The organism is Pigmentiphaga sp. CHJ604 (assembly GCF_036972535.1).
Taxonomy (GTDB): Bacteria; Pseudomonadota; Gammaproteobacteria; order Burkholderiales; family Burkholderiaceae_B; genus Pigmentiphaga; species Pigmentiphaga daeguensis.
In genome coordinates, this window is the sequence record NZ_CP136998.1 from 679,517 (window position 1) to 698,517 (window position 19,001).

Here is a 19,001-nt window from a genome sequence, read left to right on the forward strand (position 1 = left end):
TCCGAAGGCTGGATCGGCGCAATCCGCATTTCCAGCCGGCGCGGCTTGCGGCAGCATGGCGCCATGGACTCCTTGCTCTCTCTCTATTCCGCGGCCAGCTGGCCCCTGATCCTGCTTATCCTGGGTACCTTCTTCGTGGCTGGCGCCGTGAAGGGCGTCATCGGCCTGGGCCTGCCCACCGTCGCCATGGGGCTGCTGGGGCTGGCCATGGTCCCGGCGCAGGCCGCGGCGCTGCTCGTGGTGCCGTCCATGGTGACCAACGTCTGGCAACTGGCCGCCGGCGGCCGCTTCGTGCACCTGGCCAGGCGGCTGTGGCCCCTGCTGGCGGGGGTGGTGGCCGGCACCTGGCTGACGGCGGCGCTGGCCGGTACGGGGTCCCAATCCTGGGCGGTCCGGGCGCTGGGCGTGGCCCTGGTGCTGTACGCGGCCTTCGGCCTGATGGCCTTCCAACTGCGCGTGCCGCCGGGCGCCGAGCGCCGGCTGGGCGCGCTGGCCGGCCTGGCGACCGGCGCGGTGACCGCGGCCACGGGGGTGTTCGTGATTCCCGCCGTGCCCTACCTGCAGGCGCTGGGCCTGGCCAAGGACGAGCTGGTGCAGGCGCTGGGCATGGCCTTCACGGTCTCGACGCTGGCTCTGGCCGTGGCGCTGGCGCGCGGCGGCGCGCTGGGCTACCAGCAGATGGCGGCTTCCCTGGTGGCCCTGGTGCCGGCCATGGCGGGCATGTGGGCGGGCCAGTACCTGCGCCACCGCATCAGCCCCGCGGCGTTCCGCCGGGGATTCTTCACGGGGCTCGGCCTCCTGGGCCTGTATCTGTGCTTCTGAACCCGCCCCGGGGACGCCGGCCGCGACGCTCCGGCCCCCACCGTGGCGCCCATGCCCACATGCCGTGACTCCCGCTCCGACGGACCTGGAAAGCCCTGGCCCGCTGTGCGATACTCGCGCGGTTTTGGCTTTTTTTCCCGGGTGGGCTCGGCATCATGGTGTTCTGGTTCGTCTTGCTCTACCTGCTGGTTTCCATCTGCATCGGCGTGGTCGCCGCCCGCCGGGTGTCGAACTCAGCCGACTACGCGGTGGCCGGCAGGTCGCTGCCCCTGTTCATCGTGGTCGCCACGACCTTCGCCACCTGGTTCGGATCCGAGGCGGTGCTGGGCGTGTCGGCCGTGTTCGTGCGGGAAGGGCTGGGCGGCGTGGTCGAGGATCCCTTCGGCGCCTCGATGTGCCTGGTGCTGGTGGGCGTATTCTTCGCCGCGCGGCTCTACCGGCACAACCTGCTGACGCTGGGCGACTACTACCGCGAGCGCTACGGCCCCATCGTCGAGGTCATCATGAGCCTGGCGATCATCATCTCGTACCTGGGCTGGGTGGCCGCGCAGGTCAAGGCCCTGGGACTGGTGTTCCACATGCTGGATCCCGGCGTGTTCTCGCAGACCAGCGGCATGATCATCGGCACCCTGATCGTGATGACCTACACGCTGTTCGGCGGCATGTGGTCGGTCGCGCTGACCGATTTCTTCCAGATGATCGTGATCGTGGCCGGCCTGTTCACCATCGCCTATTTCGCCACCGACCTGGCCGGCGGCGTGGGCGTGGTCGTGCACGAGGCGACCAGCCGCGACCTGCTCAACTTCCTGCCGCCCGCCACGACGCACGACATACTGTTCTTCTTCGCTGCGCTGGTCACGATGATGCTGGGCTCCATTCCCCAGCAGGACGTCTACCAGCGCGTGATGTCGTCCAAGGACGTGACGACGGCCCGGCGCGGTCCGGTCATCGGCGGGCTGCTCTACCTGATGTTCGCCTGCATCCCCATGTACATCGGCGTGGCCGCCTTCAGCGTGATGCCGGACACGGTCGGCTCGCTGCTGCAGGAGGACCCCCAGAAGATCCTGCCCACCTTCATACTCGAGCGCATGCCCACGCTGGCGCAGGTGTTCTTCTTCGGCGCGCTGCTGTCGGCCATCATGTCGACCGCCTCGGCCACGCTGCTGGCGCCTTCCACCACCTTCGCCGAGAACATCCTGCGCCACTTCCTGCCCGGCATGTCCGACAAGCATTTCCTGCGCGCGATGCGCGTGTCCGTGGTGCTGTTCGGACTGTGCGTGCTGACGTTCGCGCTCAGCACGTCCGACAGCATCTACGAGATGGTGGCCGGCGCCTACACCGTTACGCTCGTGGGGGCCTTCGTGCCGCTGCTCATGGGGCTGTACTGGCGGCGGGCGACCACGCAGGGGGCGCTGCTGTCCTCGGTGATGGGCGTGGCGGCCTGGGTGCTGGTCAGGGCTTTTGCCGCGGAGGATTTTCCGCCACAATTGGCGGGACTGCTGGCGGGTTTCGTCGGCATCTGGGCCGGCAGCCTCCTTCCCCAAGTGGTGCGGGCGCGCGAGCGGCCCGCACTGCATCCGGTCCTGTAAGTTCTGTTACAGGCGCCTTCCGCGCCACGCCCGGCCGGATCTGGAAGGAGTGTGTCATGCGGGGGTAAGACGCCCCCTGTATCGTTCGCCGACCTTCCGGCGACTTGGAACGCTCAAGCTGCCGGCTTCCATACAAGGGCCCATCATGCTGTACCCGGAACTATTCAAATCCCTGGAGTCCGTGCGCTGGGACATGGGGAAGGACGTGCCGTGGGACCAGTTCGACGCCAGTCTGCTGACCGACGAGCAGGCGCATACGATCAAGATGAACGCGATCACCGAGTGGTCGGCGCTGCCGGCCACCGAGATGTTCCTGCGCGACAACCGCGAGGACAGCGACTTCAGCGCGTTCATGTCGATCTGGTTCTATGAAGAGCAGAAGCACTCGCTGGTGCTGCAGGAATACCTGAAGCGCTTCCGCCCCGACATGCTGCCGACCGAGGAAGAACTGCACCACGTGCGCTTCGAGTTCGACGCCGCGCCCGCGCTCGAGACCCTGACGCTGCACTTCTGCGGCGAGATCCGGCTCAACCATTGGTACCGCCGCGCGGCGCAATGGCACAGCGAGCCGGTCATCAAGGCCATCTACAAGCTCATCGCGCAGGACGAGGCCCGCCATGCGGGGGCCTACCTGCGCTACATGAGGCGGGCCCTGACCGAGCGCGGCAAGGAACTGGCCGACCAGGCGCGCGCGGCCTTCGCCAAGATCGGCGTGCTGATGGCCTCGGCCAAGCGCACCTCGCAGGCGCTGCACCCCACGAACCTGCACGTCAACAAAAGCCTGTTCCCCAACGACACCGTGCAATCCCGGCTGCCCGAGCCGGGCTGGCTCGACCGCTGGCTGGACGACCAGATCCAGTTCGACCGGGAATGGGAAGGCAAGGTGGCCGACCGCATCCTGCACACCATGTCGACCCTGCTCGGCCGCAGCTTCGCGACCGTGCAGGACCTGAACCGCTATCGCAAGGAGCTGGCCGCTGGCTGAGCAGCGGCCAGTCGCGGGGCGATGCGAGGGGCTGGCGATCAGCCGAGCTGCACGGGCACGAAGATCTTGGCGTCGCCTCGCTGCACGAGCAGCGCCACGTTCTTGCCCGACTTCGCGATCAGCGAGCGAACCTGGTCGACGCTCTGTACCGGGACGCCGTTCAGCGACAGCAGCAGGTCCCCGGGCTCGATGCCGGCCTGTTCGGCCGGGCCGCCCACCTGCTCGACGACCAGTCCACCGCTGTCGCCGACGGCCATCCGTTCCTGCGGCGTGAGCGGCCGCAGGGCCAGGCCAAGCCGGCCGTGCGCGGCATCGCCTCGCGTATCGGCGCTGGCCGTGGCTTCGGCCTTGGCGCTGCCCAGCTTGGCGACGATGTCGCGCGGCGATCCATTGCGCCAGACTTCCAGCTTGACGTCCTGTCCCGGCGTGGCCAGGCTGATCACCGCGGGCAGGTCGCCCGAGGCCACCACGGGCTTGCCGTCGATCTTGCGGATGATGTCGCCGGATTTCAGTCCGGCCTTGTCCGCGGGGCTGCCCTTTTCCACGTTGGCGACCAGGGCGCCGGTGGGCGAGTCCAGCTTGAACGAGTCGGCCAGCGCCTGGTTGACTTCCTGGATGGTGACGCCCAGGCGGGCATGGTGGACCTCGCCATGCGCCACGATCTGGTCCTTGACCTTGGCCGCCACGTCGATCGGAATGGCGAACGACAGGCCTTGATAGCCGCCGGTCTGGCTGTAGATCTGCGAGTTGATGCCGACCACTTCGCCGCGCGAGTTGAATAGCGGCCCGCCCGAGTTGCCCGGATTGACGGCGACGTCGGTCTGGATGAACGGCACCGAGCCGTCGTTGGGCAGCGAGCGGCCCTTGGCGCTGACCACGCCCGCCGTCACCGTGTTCTCCAGGCCATAGGGCGAACCGATGGCCAGCACCCATTCGCCCACGCGCAGGTCGTTGGGATTGCCCACGACCACGACCGGCAGGTTGCGCGCGTCGATCTTGATCACGGCGACGTCGGTCTGGGGGTCCGAGCCGAGTACCTTGGCGCGGAACTCGCGCCGGTCGGTCAGCTTGACGGTGACTTCCTTGGCGTCCTTCACCACGTGGGCGTTGGTCAGGATGATGCCGTCGGGGCTGACGATGAAGCCGGAACCCTGCCCGCGCATCGGCACGCTATGCGTGCCGCCGCCACCGCCGGGATAGCCGGGGAAGCCGCGGAAGAATTGCGCGAACGGATCGCCGTCGTCGTCCGATACCTTGGTGGTGCCGGTCACGCTGATGTTGACCACGGCCGGGCCGTAGCGCTGCGTGATCTGCGAGAAATCGGGCGGCGTCACCGCCCCCACGGGCGCGGCAGCCTGGGCGGTCGCGGCGGAGACCGGCATGGCCTGCGTCGTGGAGACGCGCTGGAACGCGGTGGCGCCGGCTACGCCGAACACGCCGGCGGCAACCAGCGCGACGGCCAGATGCGTAGCGGAGAATTTGCGGGTGTTCATGGTGGGCTCCTCTGCCAGGTGATGGAACATGGCGTCATGGTGGAGCGCTTGTCTTAAATGGAGCTTAAGGGGCTCCCCCCTACGCGCTTCGCGCGCCCCCCAGGGGGCGATGCGGGTGGACCGGCGGAGCCGGATCCACCGCATCCTGGGTCTAGTACCGCGGTCTTGGGATGTGGCGCCGGTGCTTCGCTGGCTGCCAGCGGTAGCAACCGTGCTTCAGTTCGAGATAGTTTCCCGAGACCCAGGAAACCGCGGATCTGGCTTTGCCAGTCCGCCGGTTTCGCCCCCTTGAGGGGGCCCGCGCAAGCGGGTAGGGGGTGGGCTTCCCTTGCGCGCGTCAGCGCGTAGGGGAGGGAAACACCACCCTCGCGCGCAGGCCGCCCAGGGGGGAGTCCAGGAGTTCTATCGTGGCGTGGTGGCGGTCGGCGATGGCCTTGACGATGGCCAGGCCCAGGCCGCTGCCGGGGGTGTCGGCGGTGTGGGCGCGGTAGAAGCGGTCGAAGACGCGGCCGCGTTCGATCTGGGGGATGCCGGGGCCGTTGTCGTCCACGTCCAGCGTGACGCCCTGCGGGCCAGTCGAGAGCCGGACGTCGACGCGTCCGGATTCGGGGGCGTATTTGACGGCGTTTTCCAGCAGGTTGCGCACCAGCAGGACCAGGGCTTCGTCCTGGCCCGCGATACGCGCGCTGGCGGCGCCTTCCATGCCGAGGTCCACCCCGCGCGCGTGGGCCTGGGGCAGGATGTCGGCCAGCGCGGTGCGCACGACGTCGCCCAGGTCCACCGCCGCGAGCGCCGGCCCTTGCGCTTCCTGGCGCGCCAGCGAGAGCAACTGCTCGACCAGCCGGGTGGCGCGGTCTATGCCGGCCGCCAGCCGGGTCACCGCCACCTGGCGGGTGGCGTCGTCCTGGGCGCGGCGCAGCGATTGTAGCTGCAGCTTGAGCGCCGCCAGCGGCGAGCGCAGTTCGTGCGCGGCGTCACCCACGAATTGTTTCTGCGCGTCGAAGGCCTGGCGGACGCGGCCGAGCAGCAGGTTGAGCTCGTGGACCAGGGGCCGGACTTCGTCGGGCAGGCCGGCCTCGCTGACGGGCGACAGGTCGTCGGCCTGGCGCGAGGCGACCTGGCGGCGCGTGCGATCCACCGGGCCGAGCGAGAGGCTGATCACCCACCAGACGACCAGCATCAGCAGCGGGGCCATGGCCGCGATGGGCCAGATGGTGCGCAGCGCGAGCGTGCGCGCCGTGCCGGTGCGCACGCGCACGTCCTGGGCGACCTGGATGATCTGCAGCGGCGCCTCCATCGAGTACATGCGGTAGGTGGCGCCGTCGGCCTCGACGGTGGAGAAGCCCAGGACGACGCGGTCGGGCAGCACGAGCTTGGGCGTGGAGCGGAACAGGCGCACGCCGTCCGGCGTCCAGATCTGGATGATGAGGTCGCGCGCGGCTGGGTCGTCCAGCAGTCCGCCTTCCGGCCCGGTGCTGAACAGCGGATTGCCGTTGCCCAGCGCCAGCGCGGTGCGCTGCAGCTGGTAGTCGAAGATCTCGTCGGTCTGGACCAGCGCGCCGCGATAGGCGATGGCGCCTTGTACCAGCGCGGCCAGGAAGATGGCGGCCAGCAGGAAGGCCAGCAGGCGCGCGCGCAGGGAGTGGCCGGGCAGGAGTTTCATGATTTGGGAATGACGTAGCCTACGCCGCGCACGGTCTGGATGAATTGCGTGCCCAGTTTCTTGCGCAGGCCGTGGATGTAGACCTCGACCGCGTTGCTGCTGATCTCGTCCTTCCAGCTGTAGAGCTTTTCTTCCAGCTGGGCGCGCGACAGGATCAGGCCCGGCCGCGCCAGCAGGGGTTCGAGCACCGCCCATTCCTTGGCGGTGAGCGTGACGGGCTGGCCGTTGACGGTGGCGGTGTGCGTGGCGGGATCGAGGACGACGCCGTCGTGTTCGTACAGCGGTTCGGCTCGGCCCGCGCTGCGGCGGATCAGCGCGCGGATGCGGGCCAGGATCTCGTCCACGTCGTACGGCTTGACGACGTAGTCGTCGGCGCCGGCGTCCAGGCCGGCGATGCGCTGGTCGATGGCGTCGCGCGCCGTGGCGATGATGACGGGGATGCGGGCCTTGCGCGCGCGCAGTTCGCGCAGCACGTCCAGGCCATCGCCATCGGGCAGGCCCAGGTCGAGCAGCACGAGGTCATAGGTCTCGGTGCGCAGCGCGGTGTCCGCGCTGCCGGCGTTCTTGACCCAGTCGACCGCGTAGTGTTCGGCGCGCAGGACGTCCAGCACGCTCTCGCCTATCATCGGATCGTCTTCGACCAGCAGCAGTCGCATCGCATTTCCTCGTCCCGGGCAGGTCCCGGCCATGGACGCGCACAGTGTATCGCCCCGTGCGCGCGCCGCCGCCCGCTACCTCTACAATGGGCCGTTCCGCCCTTTCCGTGCCGCCAGACCGTGCCAGCCCGTTTCGAATCCAAGATACTCAGTCCCGCCGCATGCGCGGCCGCCCGCGCGGCCTGGCCGCGCCCGCTGGTCTTCACCAACGGGGTGTTCGACATCCTGCACCGCGGCCACGTCACCTACCTGGACGCCGCCGCGCAACTGGGCGCGATGCTGGTGGTGGCGGTGAACACCGATGCCTCGGCGCGCCGCCTGGGCAAGGGGCCGGACCGGCCGCTGAACAGCCAGGACGACCGCGCGGCGCTGCTGGCGGCGCTGGCCTCGGTGGACGTGGTGACGTGGTTCGACCAGGACACGCCGCTGGAGCTGATCGGCCAGTTGCGGCCCGACCTGATCGTCAAGGGCGGGGACTACGACATGGACAAGCTGCCCGAGACCGCGCTGGTGCGCAGTTGGGGTGGCGACGCGGTGGCCATCGACTTCGAGCACGACCGTTCCACCACCAAGCTCGTGCAGCGCATCCGGACGCGCTGAGCGCCGTCAGAGGCAGTCGCGCACCGTGGGGCGGTCGAACAGGTTGCGCGCCCCTTCGATGGCGCGGCGGCCGGCGGCGGCGACGCCGTCCAGGCGCAGCCAGCTCTTGCCGCCCTGGGCGCCGCGCGCCACGACCTTGGCGTTGCGCACGCCCTGGCCCTGCAGGATCGTGGCCTGTTTCTTCGCCGCGGCCTCGGTGCTGAAGACGCCCAGCGAAATGGCGTGCTGGAGCGGGCCGCCTTCCTGGATCACGAAGTAGTCCTTGACGCCGTTCTTGCCGAGCTGGGCGGCCGCGGCCTGCGCGGCCGAGGCGCTGGGCAGCGGCGGCACGATGACCATCCATCCCTGCTTGCCCGGTTCGCGCCGCGTGCCCTGTTTCGCGGCCGGCAGGTGGTCGTTCGCCCATTTCCTGGCGATGATGAGGTCGGCTTCGCTGAACGCGCCCCATTCCACGCAGGCGAGCGGTTCGGGCGGCGCGGGCGGGCTGGCCGGCGCCGCGGCGGGGGGAACGGTCGGGGGAATCGCCGGCGCCGGCTCGGCGTTGGCCGTGGCGGCCGCGGGAATGACGGCGCCGGCCGGGGGTGTGGTTTGCGCCGCGGAGCCTGGCGCGGCATCGATGTCGGCGGCGCCGGCCGAAGGCTCGGCGTCCGGGGCCGCCGGACTGGATTGCGCCGGTTCGGCGGCGGGCGCGGGCGGCGCTTCGTCGGTGGCGTTGATGCCGGGCAGCCGGGGGACCTGTATGGTGTCGGCGCGCAGTTCCGAGCGCATCCGGGCGGGATCGCGGCCGCGTTCCGAGAAGGGCTGGCCGAACCAGCCGCGATCCAGCGCGAAGAGCGCCACGTTGGCCAGGAGCAAGACGACGAACAGGCTGCGCATGGAAAGCCGGTGGGTAGGGGGTCAGGAAGAGGGGGCGAGCCCCGATTCGGCCAGGCAGGCCAGGCCGTCGAGGACGGGATTATCGACGACCAGCACCTGGCGCGTCGAGCCGGCCGCGCGCATCAGGTGGGCGACTTCCCCGGCGATGGCGGACCAGGCGCCGCCGCTGGCCACCAGCAGCGGTTCCTGCCGGAAGCGTTCGCGCGCGGCCAGCCACTGGCGCGCCACCGCGCCGGCCTGGGCCGCCGCCACGCCGGACATGATGGCGTCGCCGGTGTTGTCGGGAAAAGGCGCGACCTGGCCGTTGGCGCGCGGCAGGCCGGCGGTGCCGGCCGCAAGCGACTGGCGCATCAGGTCGCGCCCCGGAAGGATCAGGCCGCCGACGAAGCGGCCGGAGCCGTCCAGGGTATCCACGGTGGTGGCGGTGCCGAAATGGGCCAGCACATGCACCGGGGCCGCGGCGCCGGGGGCGGCCTGGCGGCGCCAGCGGTTCCAGATCCCCACCAGGCTGAGCCAGCGATCCGCGCCCAGGCGCTCGGGGTGCCGGTAGCCATTCGTGACGCCCAGCAGACGCCGGCCTGCGCGTATCCAGTCCACCGCGCAGCCGTTGCGCGCCAGCAGCGAGGCGATGGTGCGCTCGCTGTCATCGCCGGCCACGTTCGAGCCCAGCGCGGCGCGGGGCCGCAGGCCCGCTTCGTCCAGCCAGGGCAGCAGGGCCTCGGGCACTTCCTCGTGGCGGAACGCGACCTGCAGGGACGTGCGCGGCACGGCCTGGCCCGAGGTCGCGTCGTCGTTCCGCCAGCCGAATTTCACGCGGGTGTTGCCGGCGTCGATCAGCAGCGTGCCCGCACGCTGCGCGGGCGCGTTCACCGGACTACCCTCCTGTCGCTTCGCGACGTCCTCCCCGGGGGAGGTCGCGCGCCCTTCGGGCGGCCGCGCGGGCGCGTTCACCGGACTACCCTCCTGTCGCTTCGCGACATCCTCCCCGCGGGAGGTCGCGCGCCCTTCGGGCGGCCGCGCGGGCGCGCTCATGCGCCGGCCGTCCGCACGGAAATGTCGCCCACGGTGACGGCGCGCAGGCCGTCGGCAGCCTGGACCAGCAGCTTGCCGCTTTCGTCCACGCCCCGGGCCGTGCCTTCGAACAAGACGTGTCCGTTGTCCATGACCCGCACCGGCAGGCCGTACAGGGCGTCCCAGCGGGCGAACCGTGCCTGGAACGGGCCGAAGCCCTCGGCGGCGTAGCCGGCGATGGCGTCCTGCCAGGATCTTGCCACCGTGGCGGCCAGGCGCGCCGGGTCGTCGGCGCCGCCGGTCTGCGCCCAGTCGGCGACCTCGCGGCCCAGCGCCTGCGACAGCGCGGCCGCGCCGCGAAGGTTGATGCCGATGCCCAGGATCAGGCCCATGCGCCCCGAGGCCGGCACGGTCACGGTCTCGACCAGGATGCCCGCCAGCTTGGCCGTGTTCCACTGCACGTCGTTGGGCCATTTCAGCGCCAGCGCGCCGTCGGCGCCGCTGCCCAGCAGGTTGCTCAGGGCCTCGCACGCGGCCACGCCCGCCACCAGCGACAGCGGCGGCAGGCGCGCGGGCGGGATGTCGGCCTGCCAGCCGCAGGAGAAAAGCAGCGCGTCGCCCGCGCGGGTGCGCCAGGGCCGGCCGGCGCGCCCGCGTCCGGAGGTTTGCGCGTGGCTGCCCAGCAGCGCCGGCCCGGTGCCGCCGCGGCGCAGGTATTGCTGGAGGTCGGCGTTGGTGGACGCGGTGGCGTCCAGCCACGTCACGGTCCAGTCCGGCAGCAGGCGCCGCAAGCCGGCGGCAAGCTCCGCGGGCGGGGCAAGCCGGGCGTCGGAGAGGGCAGAGTCTGGTGCAACCATGGGTCTTCGTCGAGGGCCGCGCGTGGAACGCGGAAACACGGGATTGTAGGCAGAGCCGGCGGATTTCGCATGCCGGAGCCCGCAAAACGCATAAACTTGAGTCATGTCGTTTACGTTTTGCTCCCGCCGCCCATGAGCACGCCGCCCGAAGGACGTGCTCCCTCCCCCAGGGAGGATGTCGCGCAGCGACACGAGGGCACCCCGATCCCCCCGTCCGCCGTGCCCGTGCCATCGGGCCTGCACGGCGCGCCGCTGGCGCGGCTGGCGCTGTCCATCATCGTCCTGCTGGTCGTCTATGCCAGCCTGTATCCGTTCTCGGGCTGGGTGGACGTCGGCGTGCCGGCGTTCGCCTACCTGCGCGCGCCATGGCCGCAATACTGGGTCGGCTCGGAGATCATCGCCAACGTCGCCGCCTATCTGCCGGTCGGCGCGTTGTTCGTCTGGGCCGTCTATCCGGCCTGCAGGGGCCTGCTGGCCGTTGCCTTGGCCACGGTGTGCTGCGGACTGCTGTCGGGTGCGCTGGAGGCATTGCAGACCTATCTGCCCAATCGCATCGCCTCGAACGTGGACCTCGCCGCCAATACCGCCGGCGCCCTGCTGGGCGCGCTGGCCGGCACCGCCACGGCCTCCTGGCTGATCGGCCATGGCGCGCTGGCGCGCTGGCGCCAGCGGTGGTTCCGCCCCGAGGCCGGCCCTGCGCTGATCCTGGCGATGCTGTGGGTGTTCATGCAGATCCCGCGCCAGCCCATGCTGTTCGGCACCGGCGAGCTGTGGCTGCTGCTGGGCGACTGGGCCGCGCTGCCATCGGACGTGGTGGGCTTCCTGTGGTCGCCCGAGCCGGCGCAGCGCATCGTTGCCGAACAGATCTGCACCGCCGCCGCGGTGGTGGGGGCCGCGATGCTGCTCCTGCACGTGGCGCGCCCGGTGCCGGCGCGCGGTATCCTTCCTCTCGTGCTGGTCGCCTGCGCCGTGCTGGCGAAGGCGGCCCTGCAGCCCCTGGCCGTCCCCGGGCAGGCGCCTGGCGCGTGGGTCACCGCCGGGGCCGCCGTGGGCACGGCGGCCGGACTGCTGCTGGCGACGGGCATGGCCTACCTGAAACCGGCCTGGCAGCGGGCCCTGGGCATCACGGCGCTGTGCGTGCAACTGGGCATCGTCAACCTGTTTCCGTCCGACCAGTATTTCGACATGACGACCGCGATGGCCCGCACGGGCTGGCTGCACCTGGAGTCGCTCACGCTCGGCCTGTCCGTGATCTGGCCGCTGGCGGCCCTCTTTTTCCTGGCCCGGCGGCGTTCCGCCTGACCACCCGAAGTCCCCATTCCTTTGCGAGCCGGTATGGAGTCCTACTACAAACACCACGTCTTCTTCTGCCTGAACGAGCGCGGGGCCGATGCCCCCCGGCCCAGCTGTGCGCGCCAGGGTGCGCAAGCCATGCAGGACTACGCCAAGAAACGCATCAAGCAGCTGGGGCTGGCCGGCAAGGGCGAGATCCGCATCAACAAGGCGGGCTGCCTGGATCGCTGCGAGGAAGGCCCCGTGCTGGTGGTCTATCCCGAGGGCGTCTGGTACACCTACGTGGACCAGAGCGACATCGACGAGATCATCGACTCGCACCTGGTGCGGGGCGAGCCGGTCGAACGCCTGAGGATCTGAGGTTCGCATGGCCATCACCACGGAACACCTGGTCCTGGAGGGCGGCGCCGGTGCCGTCGATTGCGCGCTCGATATTCCCGAAGGCGGCCTGGAATCCGCGCGCGGGTGGGCGCTGGTCCTGCATCCGCATCCGCTGTTCGGCGGCACGCGCGACAACAAGGTGGTCACCACGATCGCTCGCGCCTGCCTCCAGCAGGGGCTGGCGGCGCTGCGGCCCAACTTCCGGGGCGTGGGCGCATCGGCGGGGGAATTCGACAACGGCCAGGGCGAAGCCGCCGACATGCTGGGCGTGGTGGACCAGTTCCGCGACCGTTACCCGGCCCTGGCCGGCGGGCGCTTCGTGCTGGGCGGATTCTCGTTCGGCAGCGCGGTGGCCAGCCAGGTCCACGCCGGCTGCGGACCGCGGAGCGAGCGCGGGCTGGACATCGCGGGCCTGGTGCTGCTGGGGACCGCGGCCAGCCGGTTTTCCGTGGCCAGCGTGCCGGAAGACACCCTGGTCATTCACGGCGAACAGGACGATACCGTGCCGCTGCAATCCGTCATGGACTGGGCGCGCCCGCAAAGCCTTCCGGTAACGGTCATCCCCGGCTCGGGCCACTTCTTCCACGGCAACCTGGTGGTCGTGAAGCGGCTGGTGCTGGCCTACCTGGCCCGGGTCCTGGGATGACCGCCGCGATGCGATCCAGCTGTAGCATTCGGTTGCATCAGGTGTCCGGCACCGCGTCGCCGGCCCGGCGGCCCGGGTGCCTATAATCACGTTTTCCACCCCGCATCGCGGGGCGAGCGCCAGGCGGCCCCAGGGCATGCCCGGCGGCATGCCCCTCTTGCACGACCATCCTCCCACATGAAACTGCGCTTTTTCTCGTCTGGTCCGGGACGTCGGTTCGCACTGGCCACCGTGGCTTCCGCCTGCTTTCTCGCGTTCCCGGCCGCCATGCCTGCCTCCGCCCTGGCCGCTGCCGCACCGCCCGCCACCACTTCCACCGCGACGCCGTCCGCGCCGCCGATGTCGACCGTCGGCCTGCTGGCTTCCGTGCCGGCACCTGCGATCGCGGCGCGCGCGTGGGTGACCATCGATGTCACCAGCGACCAGGTCCTGGCCGAGGAACGTTCGAGCGAACGCATCGAGCCCGCCTCGCTCACCAAGGTCATGTCGGCCTACCTGGTGTTCAACGCGCTCAAGGAAAAGCGCCTGACGCTGGCCCAGACGGTCAACGTGTCGCAGAAGGCGTGGCGCACGGGCGGCTCGCGCATGTTCATCGAGCCGCGCAAGCCCGTCACGGTCGAAGAACTGATCCGCGGCATGATCACGCAGTCCGGCAACGACGCCACCGTGGCGCTGGCCGAGGCCGTGGCCGGCAGCGAGGACGCGTTCGTCGCGCTGATGAACCAGGAAGCCGCGCGCCTGGGCCTGAAGGAGACGCACTTCACCAACTCCACGGGCCTGCCCGACCCGCAGCACGTGACCACCGTGCGCGACCTGGCCCTGCTGGCCAAGCGGCTGATCCAGGATCATCCCGATTACTACGGCTACTACAAGGAACGCCAGTTCACCTACAACAAGATCACCCAGCCCAATCGCAACCGGCTGCTGTGGGTGGATCCGTCGGTGGATGGCATGAAGACCGGCCATACCGATGCCGCGGGCTATTGCCTGATCGCCTCGGCGATGCGGGGCGACCGTCGCGTGCTGACGGTGCTGGTGGGCGCCTCGAGCGAGAACGCCCGGGCGCAGGAAAGCCTGAAGCTGCTGAATTGGGGCTTCCAGAACTTCGATACCGTCAAGGTCTACGACGCCAAGCAGGCGGTGGTGGAGCCCAAGGTCTGGAAGGGCAGCGTGGGCAAGGCCAAGCTGGGTTCGCCGTCGGCGATCTGGGTGACCGTGCCGCGCGGCCAGGCCGGCAACGTCAAGTCCACCATCGAACGCACCGATCCCCTGGTCGCGCCGCTGCAGGCGGGCCAGCAGGTGGGCACGGTCAAGCTGACCCTGAACGACAAGCCGGTGCGCGAAGTGCCGCTGACCGTGCTCGAACCCGTGGACGTGGCCGGCATCTTCGGCCGGGCGTTCGACGCGGTTCGTCTCTGGTTTCAGTGATCCCCCCTACGCGCTGACGCGCGCCCCCCAGGGGGCGATGCGGGTGGACCGGCAAAGCCGGATCCACCGCATCCTGGGTAACACCGGGGTGATGGCGGGTGTAGGATGGTGATCGTGCGGTATGTTTGTCCGGGCTCTCATTGTGGGGTTGGAATGATTCCTGGTATCGAGGGTGATCCTCGGGTCTATCTGAACGGCGAGTTCACGCCGTTGTCGCAGGCCAAGATATCCGTGCTGGACCGGGGGTTCATCTTCGGCGACGGGATCTACGAGGTCGTGCCGGTGTATGGGCGCAAGCCGTTCCGGATGGCGCAGCATCTGGCCCGGCTGGAGCGCAGCCTGGCCGCGATCCGGATTCCGAATCCGCATACGGTTCAGCAGTGGCAGGATCTGGTGGGCAAGCTGATCGAAACCTCGGATGCACAGGACCAGATCGTTTACCTGCAGCTGACCCGGGGCGTGGCCAAGCGCGACCATGCCTTCCCGGCGCAGGTCGTGCCCACGGTGTTCGGCATGAGCAGTCCCTTCGCGCGGCCCTCGGCGCAGGCGCGCCGGGACGGCGTGAAGACGGTCAGCATGCCGGACGAGCGCTGGCTGCATTGCGAGATCAAGTCCACCTCGCTGCTGGGCAACGTGCTGGCGCGGCAGTTCGCGGCCGATCGCGACGTGCCCGAGGTGGTGATGTTCCGCGACGGCCATCTTTCCGAGGGCTCGTCCAGCAACGTCTGGGTCGTCAAGGACGGCCGGCTGCTGGCGCCCCTGAAGGACAACCTCATCCTGGAAGGCATCCGCTACGGTTTCATCGAGGACATGGCCGCGGCCCGGGGCATTCCGCTGGAGATGCGGCAGATTTCCCGGGCCGAGGTCGACGCGGCCGACGAACTGATGCTGTCGTCGGCCACCAAGGAAATCCTGCCCGTCGTATCCCTGGACGGCAAGCCCGTCGGCGATGGCCGACCCGGGCCGGTCTATGCGCGGCTGCGCGAGGGATACGACGAGGCGATCGCAAGGCTTTGATTCATCATGGCAGATTTACCTGAAGTTCCCGATTCGCTGATCGAATACCCGTCGGACTTTCCGATCAAGGTCATGGGCGCCCATCACCCCGATTTCGTCGCGGTGCTGACCGAGGTCGTCCTGCGCCACGATCCCGGGTTCGACCCAGAAACGGTGGAAAGGCGGCCCAGCTCGGGCGGCAATTACCTGGGCCTGACCTTCATCGTGCGGGCCACCTCGCGCGAGCAGCTGGACGCCCTGTATCGCGAGCTGACCTCGCACCCCATGGTCAAGTACGTGCTGTAACGCCGCATGCTGATCCGCTGGCTGCCGTCCCCCGCCGACTACCACGAGACCTGGGAGGCCATGAAGGCCTTCACGGCCGCGCGCGGGCCCGAGACGCCGGACGAGATCTGGCTGGTGGAGCATCCGCCGGTCTTCACGCTGGGCCTGGCCGGCAAGCCCGAACACGTGCTGGCGCCGCGCGACGTGCCGGTGGTCAAGAGCGATCGGGGCGGGCAGGTGACCTACCACGGCCCGGGCCAGGTGGTGGCCTATGTGCTGCTGGACCTGAAGCGGGCGGGGTACTTCGTCAAGGAATACGTGGCGCGGGTGGAGCAGGCGGTGATCGACATGCTGGCCGGCCTGGGCCTGCCCGATGCGCGCCGCAAGCCGGACGCCCCCGGCGTCTACGTCGACTGGCCCCGGCCGCCCCAGGCGGCGCTGGAGCTGGCCAAGATTTCCGCGCTGGGCATCAAGGTCCATCGCGGCTGCACCTATCACGGCGTGGCGCTGAACGTGGCGATGGACCTGTCGCCCTTCACCTGGATCAACCCTTGCGGCTACGCGGGATTGAGGACCGTGGACCTGGCGTCCTGCGGTTGCGGGATCGGCCTGGAAGAGGCCGGCAACCGCCTGGCGCGCCACCTGGAACGGACGCTGACGGCCCGGGCGCCGGCAGGGGCTTTGGCCGCCCCGGCGCCGGCGGCGGTAGAATAAGGGTCTTTACTAATCCCGGCCCCCGGTTCTACCCCGGTCACGCCGAACAGGAACCAGTCGATGAGCTCTGTGCCCGAAACGTCCGCCGTGGGCGGCAATGCCGACGCACCCGTGGCGGCACCGGCCTACGATCCGCTGCAGAAGCAGAAATCCGAATCCAAGGTCTCGCGCATTCCCGTCAAGGTCGTGCAGGTGGAGCGGCTCAAGAAGCCGGAATGGATCCGCGTGAAGGCGGCGTCCCCGGGGTCGCGTTTCTACGACATCAAGCGCATCCTGCGCGAACACAACCTGCACACGGTGTGCGAGGAAGCCTCGTGTCCGAACATCGGCGAGTGCTTCGGCAAGGGCACGGCCACGTTCATGATCATGGGCGACAAGTGCACCCGCCGCTGTCCGTTCTGTGATGTGGGCCACGGCCGTCCCGATCCGCTGGACACCGACGAGCCCCTGAACCTGGCCCGCACCATCGCCGCGCTGAAGCTCAACTATGTCGTGATCACCTCGGTGGACCGCGACGACCTGCGCGACGGCGGCGCCGCCCACTTCGTGGAGTGCATCGCCAAGACGCGCGAGCTGTCGCCCTCGACCCGCATCGAGATCCTGGTACCCGACTTCCGCGGCCGCCTGGATCGCGCGCTGGCCATCCTGAACGCCGGCCCGCCCGACGTCATGAACCACAACCTGGAAACCGTGCCCCGCCTGTACAAGCAGGCGCGCCCGGGTTCGAACTACGAGCATTCGCTCAGGCTGCTGGCCGAGTTCAAGGCGCTGCATCCGGACGTGCCGACCAAGTCCGGCCTGATGCTGGGCCTGGGCGAGACCGACGAGGAGATCCTGCAGGTGATGCGCGACATGCGCGCGCACAACGTCGACATGATCACCATCGGGCAGTACCTGCAGCCTTCCGAGCACCACCTGCCGGTGCTGCGCTACGTGCATCCCGATACCTTCGCGATGTTCGAACGCGAGGCCTACGCCATGGGTTTCACCCATGCCGCCGTGGGCGCGATGGTGCGTTCGTCCTACCACGCCGACCAGCAGGCGCACGCGGCGGGCGTTGCCTGACGCGTCCGGGTCCCGCCGCCGAGAACGAGGCCTTCGGGCCTCGTTTTTTTTCGCCCGTCGCCTGCGTGGGCGCTTGACACCCCCGGTCCGGCTCTTTACCATGTTTCTTACAAAGAAATTCTTTTCTTTTTAAAAGAACAAATGAGAGGCAGGAGCTGGCCCCCGTGCCCGCAATCTCCCCCGTCTCTCCCTCGTTCCCGGAATCTCGCGCCCATGCCGTGCAGGCAGGGGGGCGCTCACGCTCGAACAAGGAGACACCATGTCATTCCCGCGGCTTTTCCCCGCCACCGTCTGGCGCGGCGGCGCCATCGTCCTCGCCTGCATGTCCGTCTGTGGCGTGTCGGTGGCCCAGACCTATCCCACCAAGCCCATCCGGCTGATCGTGCCGTTCGCGCCGGGCGGCGCGGTCGACATCGTCGGCCGCCTGATGGCGCAATCGCTGAACGAAAGCCTGGGCCAGGCCGTGATCGTGGAAAACCGCCCCGGCGCGGGCGGTTTGCTGGCCATGGAAGAAGTGGCTAAAGCCGCGCCCGACGGTTACACGCTCGCGGTCGGCGCGGCCGGGCCGCTGACGGTCAGCCCGGCGCTGTTCAAGGAGCGCAAGTTCGATCCGCTGGAGCGGCTGGATCCGGTGATCTGGTACGCCAGCACCCCGGGCATCCTGGTGGTGAATCCCGCGCTCAAGGCCAACACCGTGGCCGAGCTGATCGCCTTGTCCAAGTCCAGCCCGCGTCCGCTGGCCATGGGGTCGGCCGGCAGCGGCAGCATCAACCACCTGATGGGGGAGTATTTCCAGCAAGTGGCCGGCGTCAGCTGGATGCACGTGCCCTACAAGGGCAGCTCGCCCGCGCTGACCGACCTGGTCGGCGGCAACGTGCAGGTGATGATGGACATCGTGCCGACCGCCACGCCGCTGGTGAAGTCGGGCAAGCTGCGCGCCCTGGCGGTGACCACGCCCAAGCGTTCCAACATGCTGCCGTCGGTGCCCACCGTGGCCGAACTGGGATATCCCGGCTTCGACGCCAGTTCCTGGCTGTCATTGAACGCTCCACGCGGCACGCCGGCCGCCATCATCCAGAAGCTGAACCGCGCCCTGAACGAGGGCCTGGCCAAGGAGGAGGTCCGGCGCCGCATCATCGACATCGGCGCCGAGCCGGAAGGCGGTACGCCGGACCGCGTCACGGCGCGCCTGAAGCTGGACATCCCGCGCTGGAGCAAGCTGCTGGAAACCGCGGGCGTCACGGTGCAATGAAGCGAACTCAAGGAGGCGGTATGGCATTGGCGAATCTGCATAACTGGAACGACCTGGCCCGGGAAACCGTACGCAAGGGCGTGGAGCGGGTCGGGTTCCGCGGCGACGACGTGATGTGCGTCATGAACTGGCTGACGCCGGGCATGGACACCAATCCGCACAGCCACACCTTCGAGCAACTGGTGATCATCGTGCAGGGCCGTGTGCGCTTCCACCTGGGCGACGAAGTGGTCGAGGGCGGCCCGGGCAGCATGATCCGCATCCCGCCGCACGTGGTGCACTATGCCGAGCCCGTGGGCGACGAGGTGGTCCTGAACCTGGACGTGTTCGCGCCGCTGCGCGAAGACTACAAGCACCTGGTCGAGTACCAGCGCGCCGAGTTCGAGTGA

General features: G+C 69.4%; 20 protein-coding genes. 14 read left to right on the forward strand and 6 right to left on the reverse strand.

Annotated elements, in window-relative coordinates; all coding sequences use genetic code 11:
- The first annotated feature begins 63 nt into the window (after positions 1-63).
- The 3 genes from R4823_RS03415 to R4823_RS03425 all read left to right on the forward strand — a co-directional run bounded on the left by R4823_RS03415 (position 64) and on the right by R4823_RS03425 (position 3,396).
- Complete coding sequence (locus tag R4823_RS03415) at positions 64-822, forward strand: sulfite exporter TauE/SafE family protein (protein WP_087836821.1); 759 nt, start codon at positions 64-66, stop codon at positions 820-822.
- 155 nt (positions 823-977) lie between these two features.
- Positions 978-2,411, forward strand: coding sequence for a sodium:solute symporter family protein (locus tag R4823_RS03420; RefSeq protein ID WP_338617433.1), 1,434 nt, complete (start codon positions 978-980; stop codon positions 2,409-2,411).
- A 145-nt stretch (positions 2,412-2,556) separates the two neighbouring features.
- Positions 2,557-3,396 (forward strand): ferritin, encoded by an 840-nt coding sequence (locus tag R4823_RS03425; protein ID WP_087836773.1) that lies wholly within the window; start codon positions 2,557-2,559, stop codon positions 3,394-3,396.
- Positions 3,397-3,434: 38 nt separating this feature from the next.
- Here R4823_RS03425 and R4823_RS03430 read toward each other — a convergent pair whose 3' ends face one another.
- The 3 genes from R4823_RS03430 to R4823_RS03440 all read right to left on the reverse strand — a co-directional run bounded on the left by R4823_RS03430 (position 3,435) and on the right by R4823_RS03440 (position 7,208).
- A complete protein-coding gene (locus R4823_RS03430; protein ID WP_338617435.1) occupies positions 3,435-4,889 on the reverse strand; it encodes a DegQ family serine endoprotease in 1,455 nt (484 codons plus the stop codon).
- A 337-nt stretch (positions 4,890-5,226) separates the two neighbouring features.
- Complete coding sequence (locus R4823_RS03435; protein ID WP_279814709.1) at positions 5,227-6,552, reverse strand: ATP-binding protein; 1,326 nt, start codon at positions 6,550-6,552, stop codon at positions 5,227-5,229.
- Positions 6,549-7,208 carry a response regulator gene (locus R4823_RS03440; protein ID WP_338617436.1) on the reverse strand — a complete coding sequence of 220 codons (660 nt, stop codon included), beginning with the start codon at positions 7,206-7,208 and terminating at the stop codon, positions 6,549-6,551. The genes R4823_RS03435 and R4823_RS03440 overlap by 4 nt, the downstream gene beginning before the upstream one ends.
- Before the next feature lie 120 nt (positions 7,209-7,328).
- Between R4823_RS03440 and rfaE2 the strand changes: the two genes are divergently transcribed.
- Positions 7,329-7,808, forward strand: a complete 480-nt coding sequence (gene rfaE2 / locus R4823_RS03445; protein ID WP_087836777.1) for a D-glycero-beta-D-manno-heptose 1-phosphate adenylyltransferase — start codon at positions 7,329-7,331, stop codon at positions 7,806-7,808.
- Between the two features lie 6 nt (positions 7,809-7,814).
- On the opposite strand, the gene R4823_RS03450 is transcribed toward rfaE2, so the two are convergent.
- The 3 genes from R4823_RS03450 to R4823_RS03460 all read right to left on the reverse strand — a co-directional run bounded on the left by R4823_RS03450 (position 7,815) and on the right by R4823_RS03460 (position 10,552).
- A complete protein-coding gene (locus tag R4823_RS03450; RefSeq protein ID WP_338617439.1) occupies positions 7,815-8,684 on the reverse strand; it encodes an SPOR domain-containing protein in 870 nt (289 codons plus the stop codon).
- Positions 8,685-8,705: 21 nt separating this feature from the next.
- Positions 8,706-9,554, reverse strand: coding sequence for a type III pantothenate kinase (locus R4823_RS03455; protein ID WP_176400632.1), 849 nt, complete (start codon positions 9,552-9,554; stop codon positions 8,706-8,708).
- A 158-nt stretch (positions 9,555-9,712) separates the two neighbouring features.
- A complete protein-coding gene (locus R4823_RS03460) occupies positions 9,713-10,552 on the reverse strand; it encodes a biotin--[acetyl-CoA-carboxylase] ligase (RefSeq protein WP_176400633.1) in 840 nt (279 codons plus the stop codon).
- 219 nt (positions 10,553-10,771) lie between these two features.
- On the opposite strand from R4823_RS03460, the gene R4823_RS03465 reads away from it, so the two are divergent.
- The 10 genes from R4823_RS03465 (at position 10,772) to R4823_RS03510 (ending at position 19,001) form a co-directional block, all read left to right on the forward strand.
- Positions 10,772-11,854 carry a VanZ family protein gene (locus tag R4823_RS03465; protein ID WP_165963025.1) on the forward strand — a complete coding sequence of 361 codons (1,083 nt, stop codon included), beginning with the start codon at positions 10,772-10,774 and terminating at the stop codon, positions 11,852-11,854.
- Positions 11,855-11,887: 33 nt separating this feature from the next.
- Positions 11,888-12,205: a ferredoxin gene (locus R4823_RS03470; RefSeq protein ID WP_087836781.1), complete on the forward strand. Its 318-nt coding sequence runs from the start codon at positions 11,888-11,890 to the stop codon at positions 12,203-12,205.
- A gap of 7 nt (positions 12,206-12,212) precedes the next feature.
- Positions 12,213-12,872 carry an alpha/beta hydrolase gene (locus R4823_RS03475; RefSeq protein ID WP_087836782.1) on the forward strand — a complete coding sequence of 220 codons (660 nt, stop codon included), beginning with the start codon at positions 12,213-12,215 and terminating at the stop codon, positions 12,870-12,872.
- A 267-nt stretch (positions 12,873-13,139) separates the two neighbouring features.
- Positions 13,140-14,300: a D-alanyl-D-alanine carboxypeptidase family protein gene (locus tag R4823_RS03480; protein ID WP_254914538.1), complete on the forward strand. Its 1,161-nt coding sequence runs from the start codon at positions 13,140-13,142 to the stop codon at positions 14,298-14,300.
- A gap of 153 nt (positions 14,301-14,453) precedes the next feature.
- The gene (locus R4823_RS03485; protein ID WP_338617448.1) at positions 14,454-15,317 is read left to right on the forward strand and encodes a D-amino acid aminotransferase; all 864 of its coding nucleotides are present in this window, start codon (positions 14,454-14,456) and stop codon (positions 15,315-15,317) included.
- A 6-nt stretch (positions 15,318-15,323) separates the two neighbouring features.
- On the forward strand, positions 15,324-15,602 hold the full coding sequence (locus R4823_RS03490; RefSeq protein WP_087836785.1) for a DUF493 family protein: 279 nt from the start codon (positions 15,324-15,326) through the stop codon (positions 15,600-15,602).
- Positions 15,603-15,608: 6 nt separating this feature from the next.
- Positions 15,609-16,295, forward strand: coding sequence for a lipoyl(octanoyl) transferase LipB (gene lipB / locus R4823_RS03495; protein WP_087836786.1), 687 nt, complete (start codon positions 15,609-15,611; stop codon positions 16,293-16,295).
- 60 nt (positions 16,296-16,355) lie between these two features.
- The gene (gene lipA / locus R4823_RS03500; protein ID WP_087836787.1) at positions 16,356-17,360 is read left to right on the forward strand and encodes a lipoyl synthase; all 1,005 of its coding nucleotides are present in this window, start codon (positions 16,356-16,358) and stop codon (positions 17,358-17,360) included.
- 259 nt (positions 17,361-17,619) lie between these two features.
- The gene (locus R4823_RS03505) at positions 17,620-18,612 is read left to right on the forward strand and encodes a tripartite tricarboxylate transporter substrate binding protein (RefSeq protein ID WP_338617453.1); all 993 of its coding nucleotides are present in this window, start codon (positions 17,620-17,622) and stop codon (positions 18,610-18,612) included.
- Between the two features lie 20 nt (positions 18,613-18,632).
- Positions 18,633-19,001, forward strand: a complete 369-nt coding sequence (locus tag R4823_RS03510; protein ID WP_087836789.1) for a cupin domain-containing protein — start codon at positions 18,633-18,635, stop codon at positions 18,999-19,001.

Coding starts and splice junctions, on each gene's coding strand:
- R4823_RS03425 (WP_087836773.1), top strand. CDS start 2,557: ATGCTGTACCCGGAACTATTCAAATCCCTGGAGTCCGTGCGCTGGGAC.
- R4823_RS03450 (WP_338617439.1), bottom strand. CDS start 8,684: ATGCGCAGCCTGTTCGTCGTCTTGCTCCTGGCCAACGTGGCGCTCTTC.
- R4823_RS03490 (WP_087836785.1), top strand. CDS start 15,324: ATGGCAGATTTACCTGAAGTTCCCGATTCGCTGATCGAATACCCGTCG.
- R4823_RS03415 (WP_087836821.1), top strand. CDS start 64: ATGGACTCCTTGCTCTCTCTCTATTCCGCGGCCAGCTGGCCCCTGATC.
- R4823_RS03460 (WP_176400633.1), bottom strand. CDS start 10,552: ATGGTTGCACCAGACTCTGCCCTCTCCGACGCCCGGCTTGCCCCGCCC.
- R4823_RS03435 (WP_279814709.1), bottom strand. CDS start 6,552: ATGAAACTCCTGCCCGGCCACTCCCTGCGCGCGCGCCTGCTGGCCTTC.
- R4823_RS03440 (WP_338617436.1), bottom strand. CDS start 7,208: ATGCGACTGCTGCTGGTCGAAGACGATCCGATGATAGGCGAGAGCGTG.
- R4823_RS03470 (WP_087836781.1), top strand. CDS start 11,888: ATGGAGTCCTACTACAAACACCACGTCTTCTTCTGCCTGAACGAGCGC.
- R4823_RS03485 (WP_338617448.1), top strand. CDS start 14,454: ATGATTCCTGGTATCGAGGGTGATCCTCGGGTCTATCTGAACGGCGAG.
- R4823_RS03420 (WP_338617433.1), top strand. CDS start 978: ATGGTGTTCTGGTTCGTCTTGCTCTACCTGCTGGTTTCCATCTGCATC.
- lipB (WP_087836786.1), top strand. CDS start 15,609: ATGCTGATCCGCTGGCTGCCGTCCCCCGCCGACTACCACGAGACCTGG.
- lipA (WP_087836787.1), top strand. CDS start 16,356: ATGAGCTCTGTGCCCGAAACGTCCGCCGTGGGCGGCAATGCCGACGCA.
- R4823_RS03480 (WP_254914538.1), top strand. CDS start 13,140: ATGCCTGCCTCCGCCCTGGCCGCTGCCGCACCGCCCGCCACCACTTCC.
- R4823_RS03430 (WP_338617435.1), bottom strand. CDS start 4,889: ATGAACACCCGCAAATTCTCCGCTACGCATCTGGCCGTCGCGCTGGTT.
- R4823_RS03510 (WP_087836789.1), top strand. CDS start 18,633: ATGGCATTGGCGAATCTGCATAACTGGAACGACCTGGCCCGGGAAACC.
- R4823_RS03505 (WP_338617453.1), top strand. CDS start 17,620: ATGTCATTCCCGCGGCTTTTCCCCGCCACCGTCTGGCGCGGCGGCGCC.
- R4823_RS03475 (WP_087836782.1), top strand. CDS start 12,213: ATGGCCATCACCACGGAACACCTGGTCCTGGAGGGCGGCGCCGGTGCC.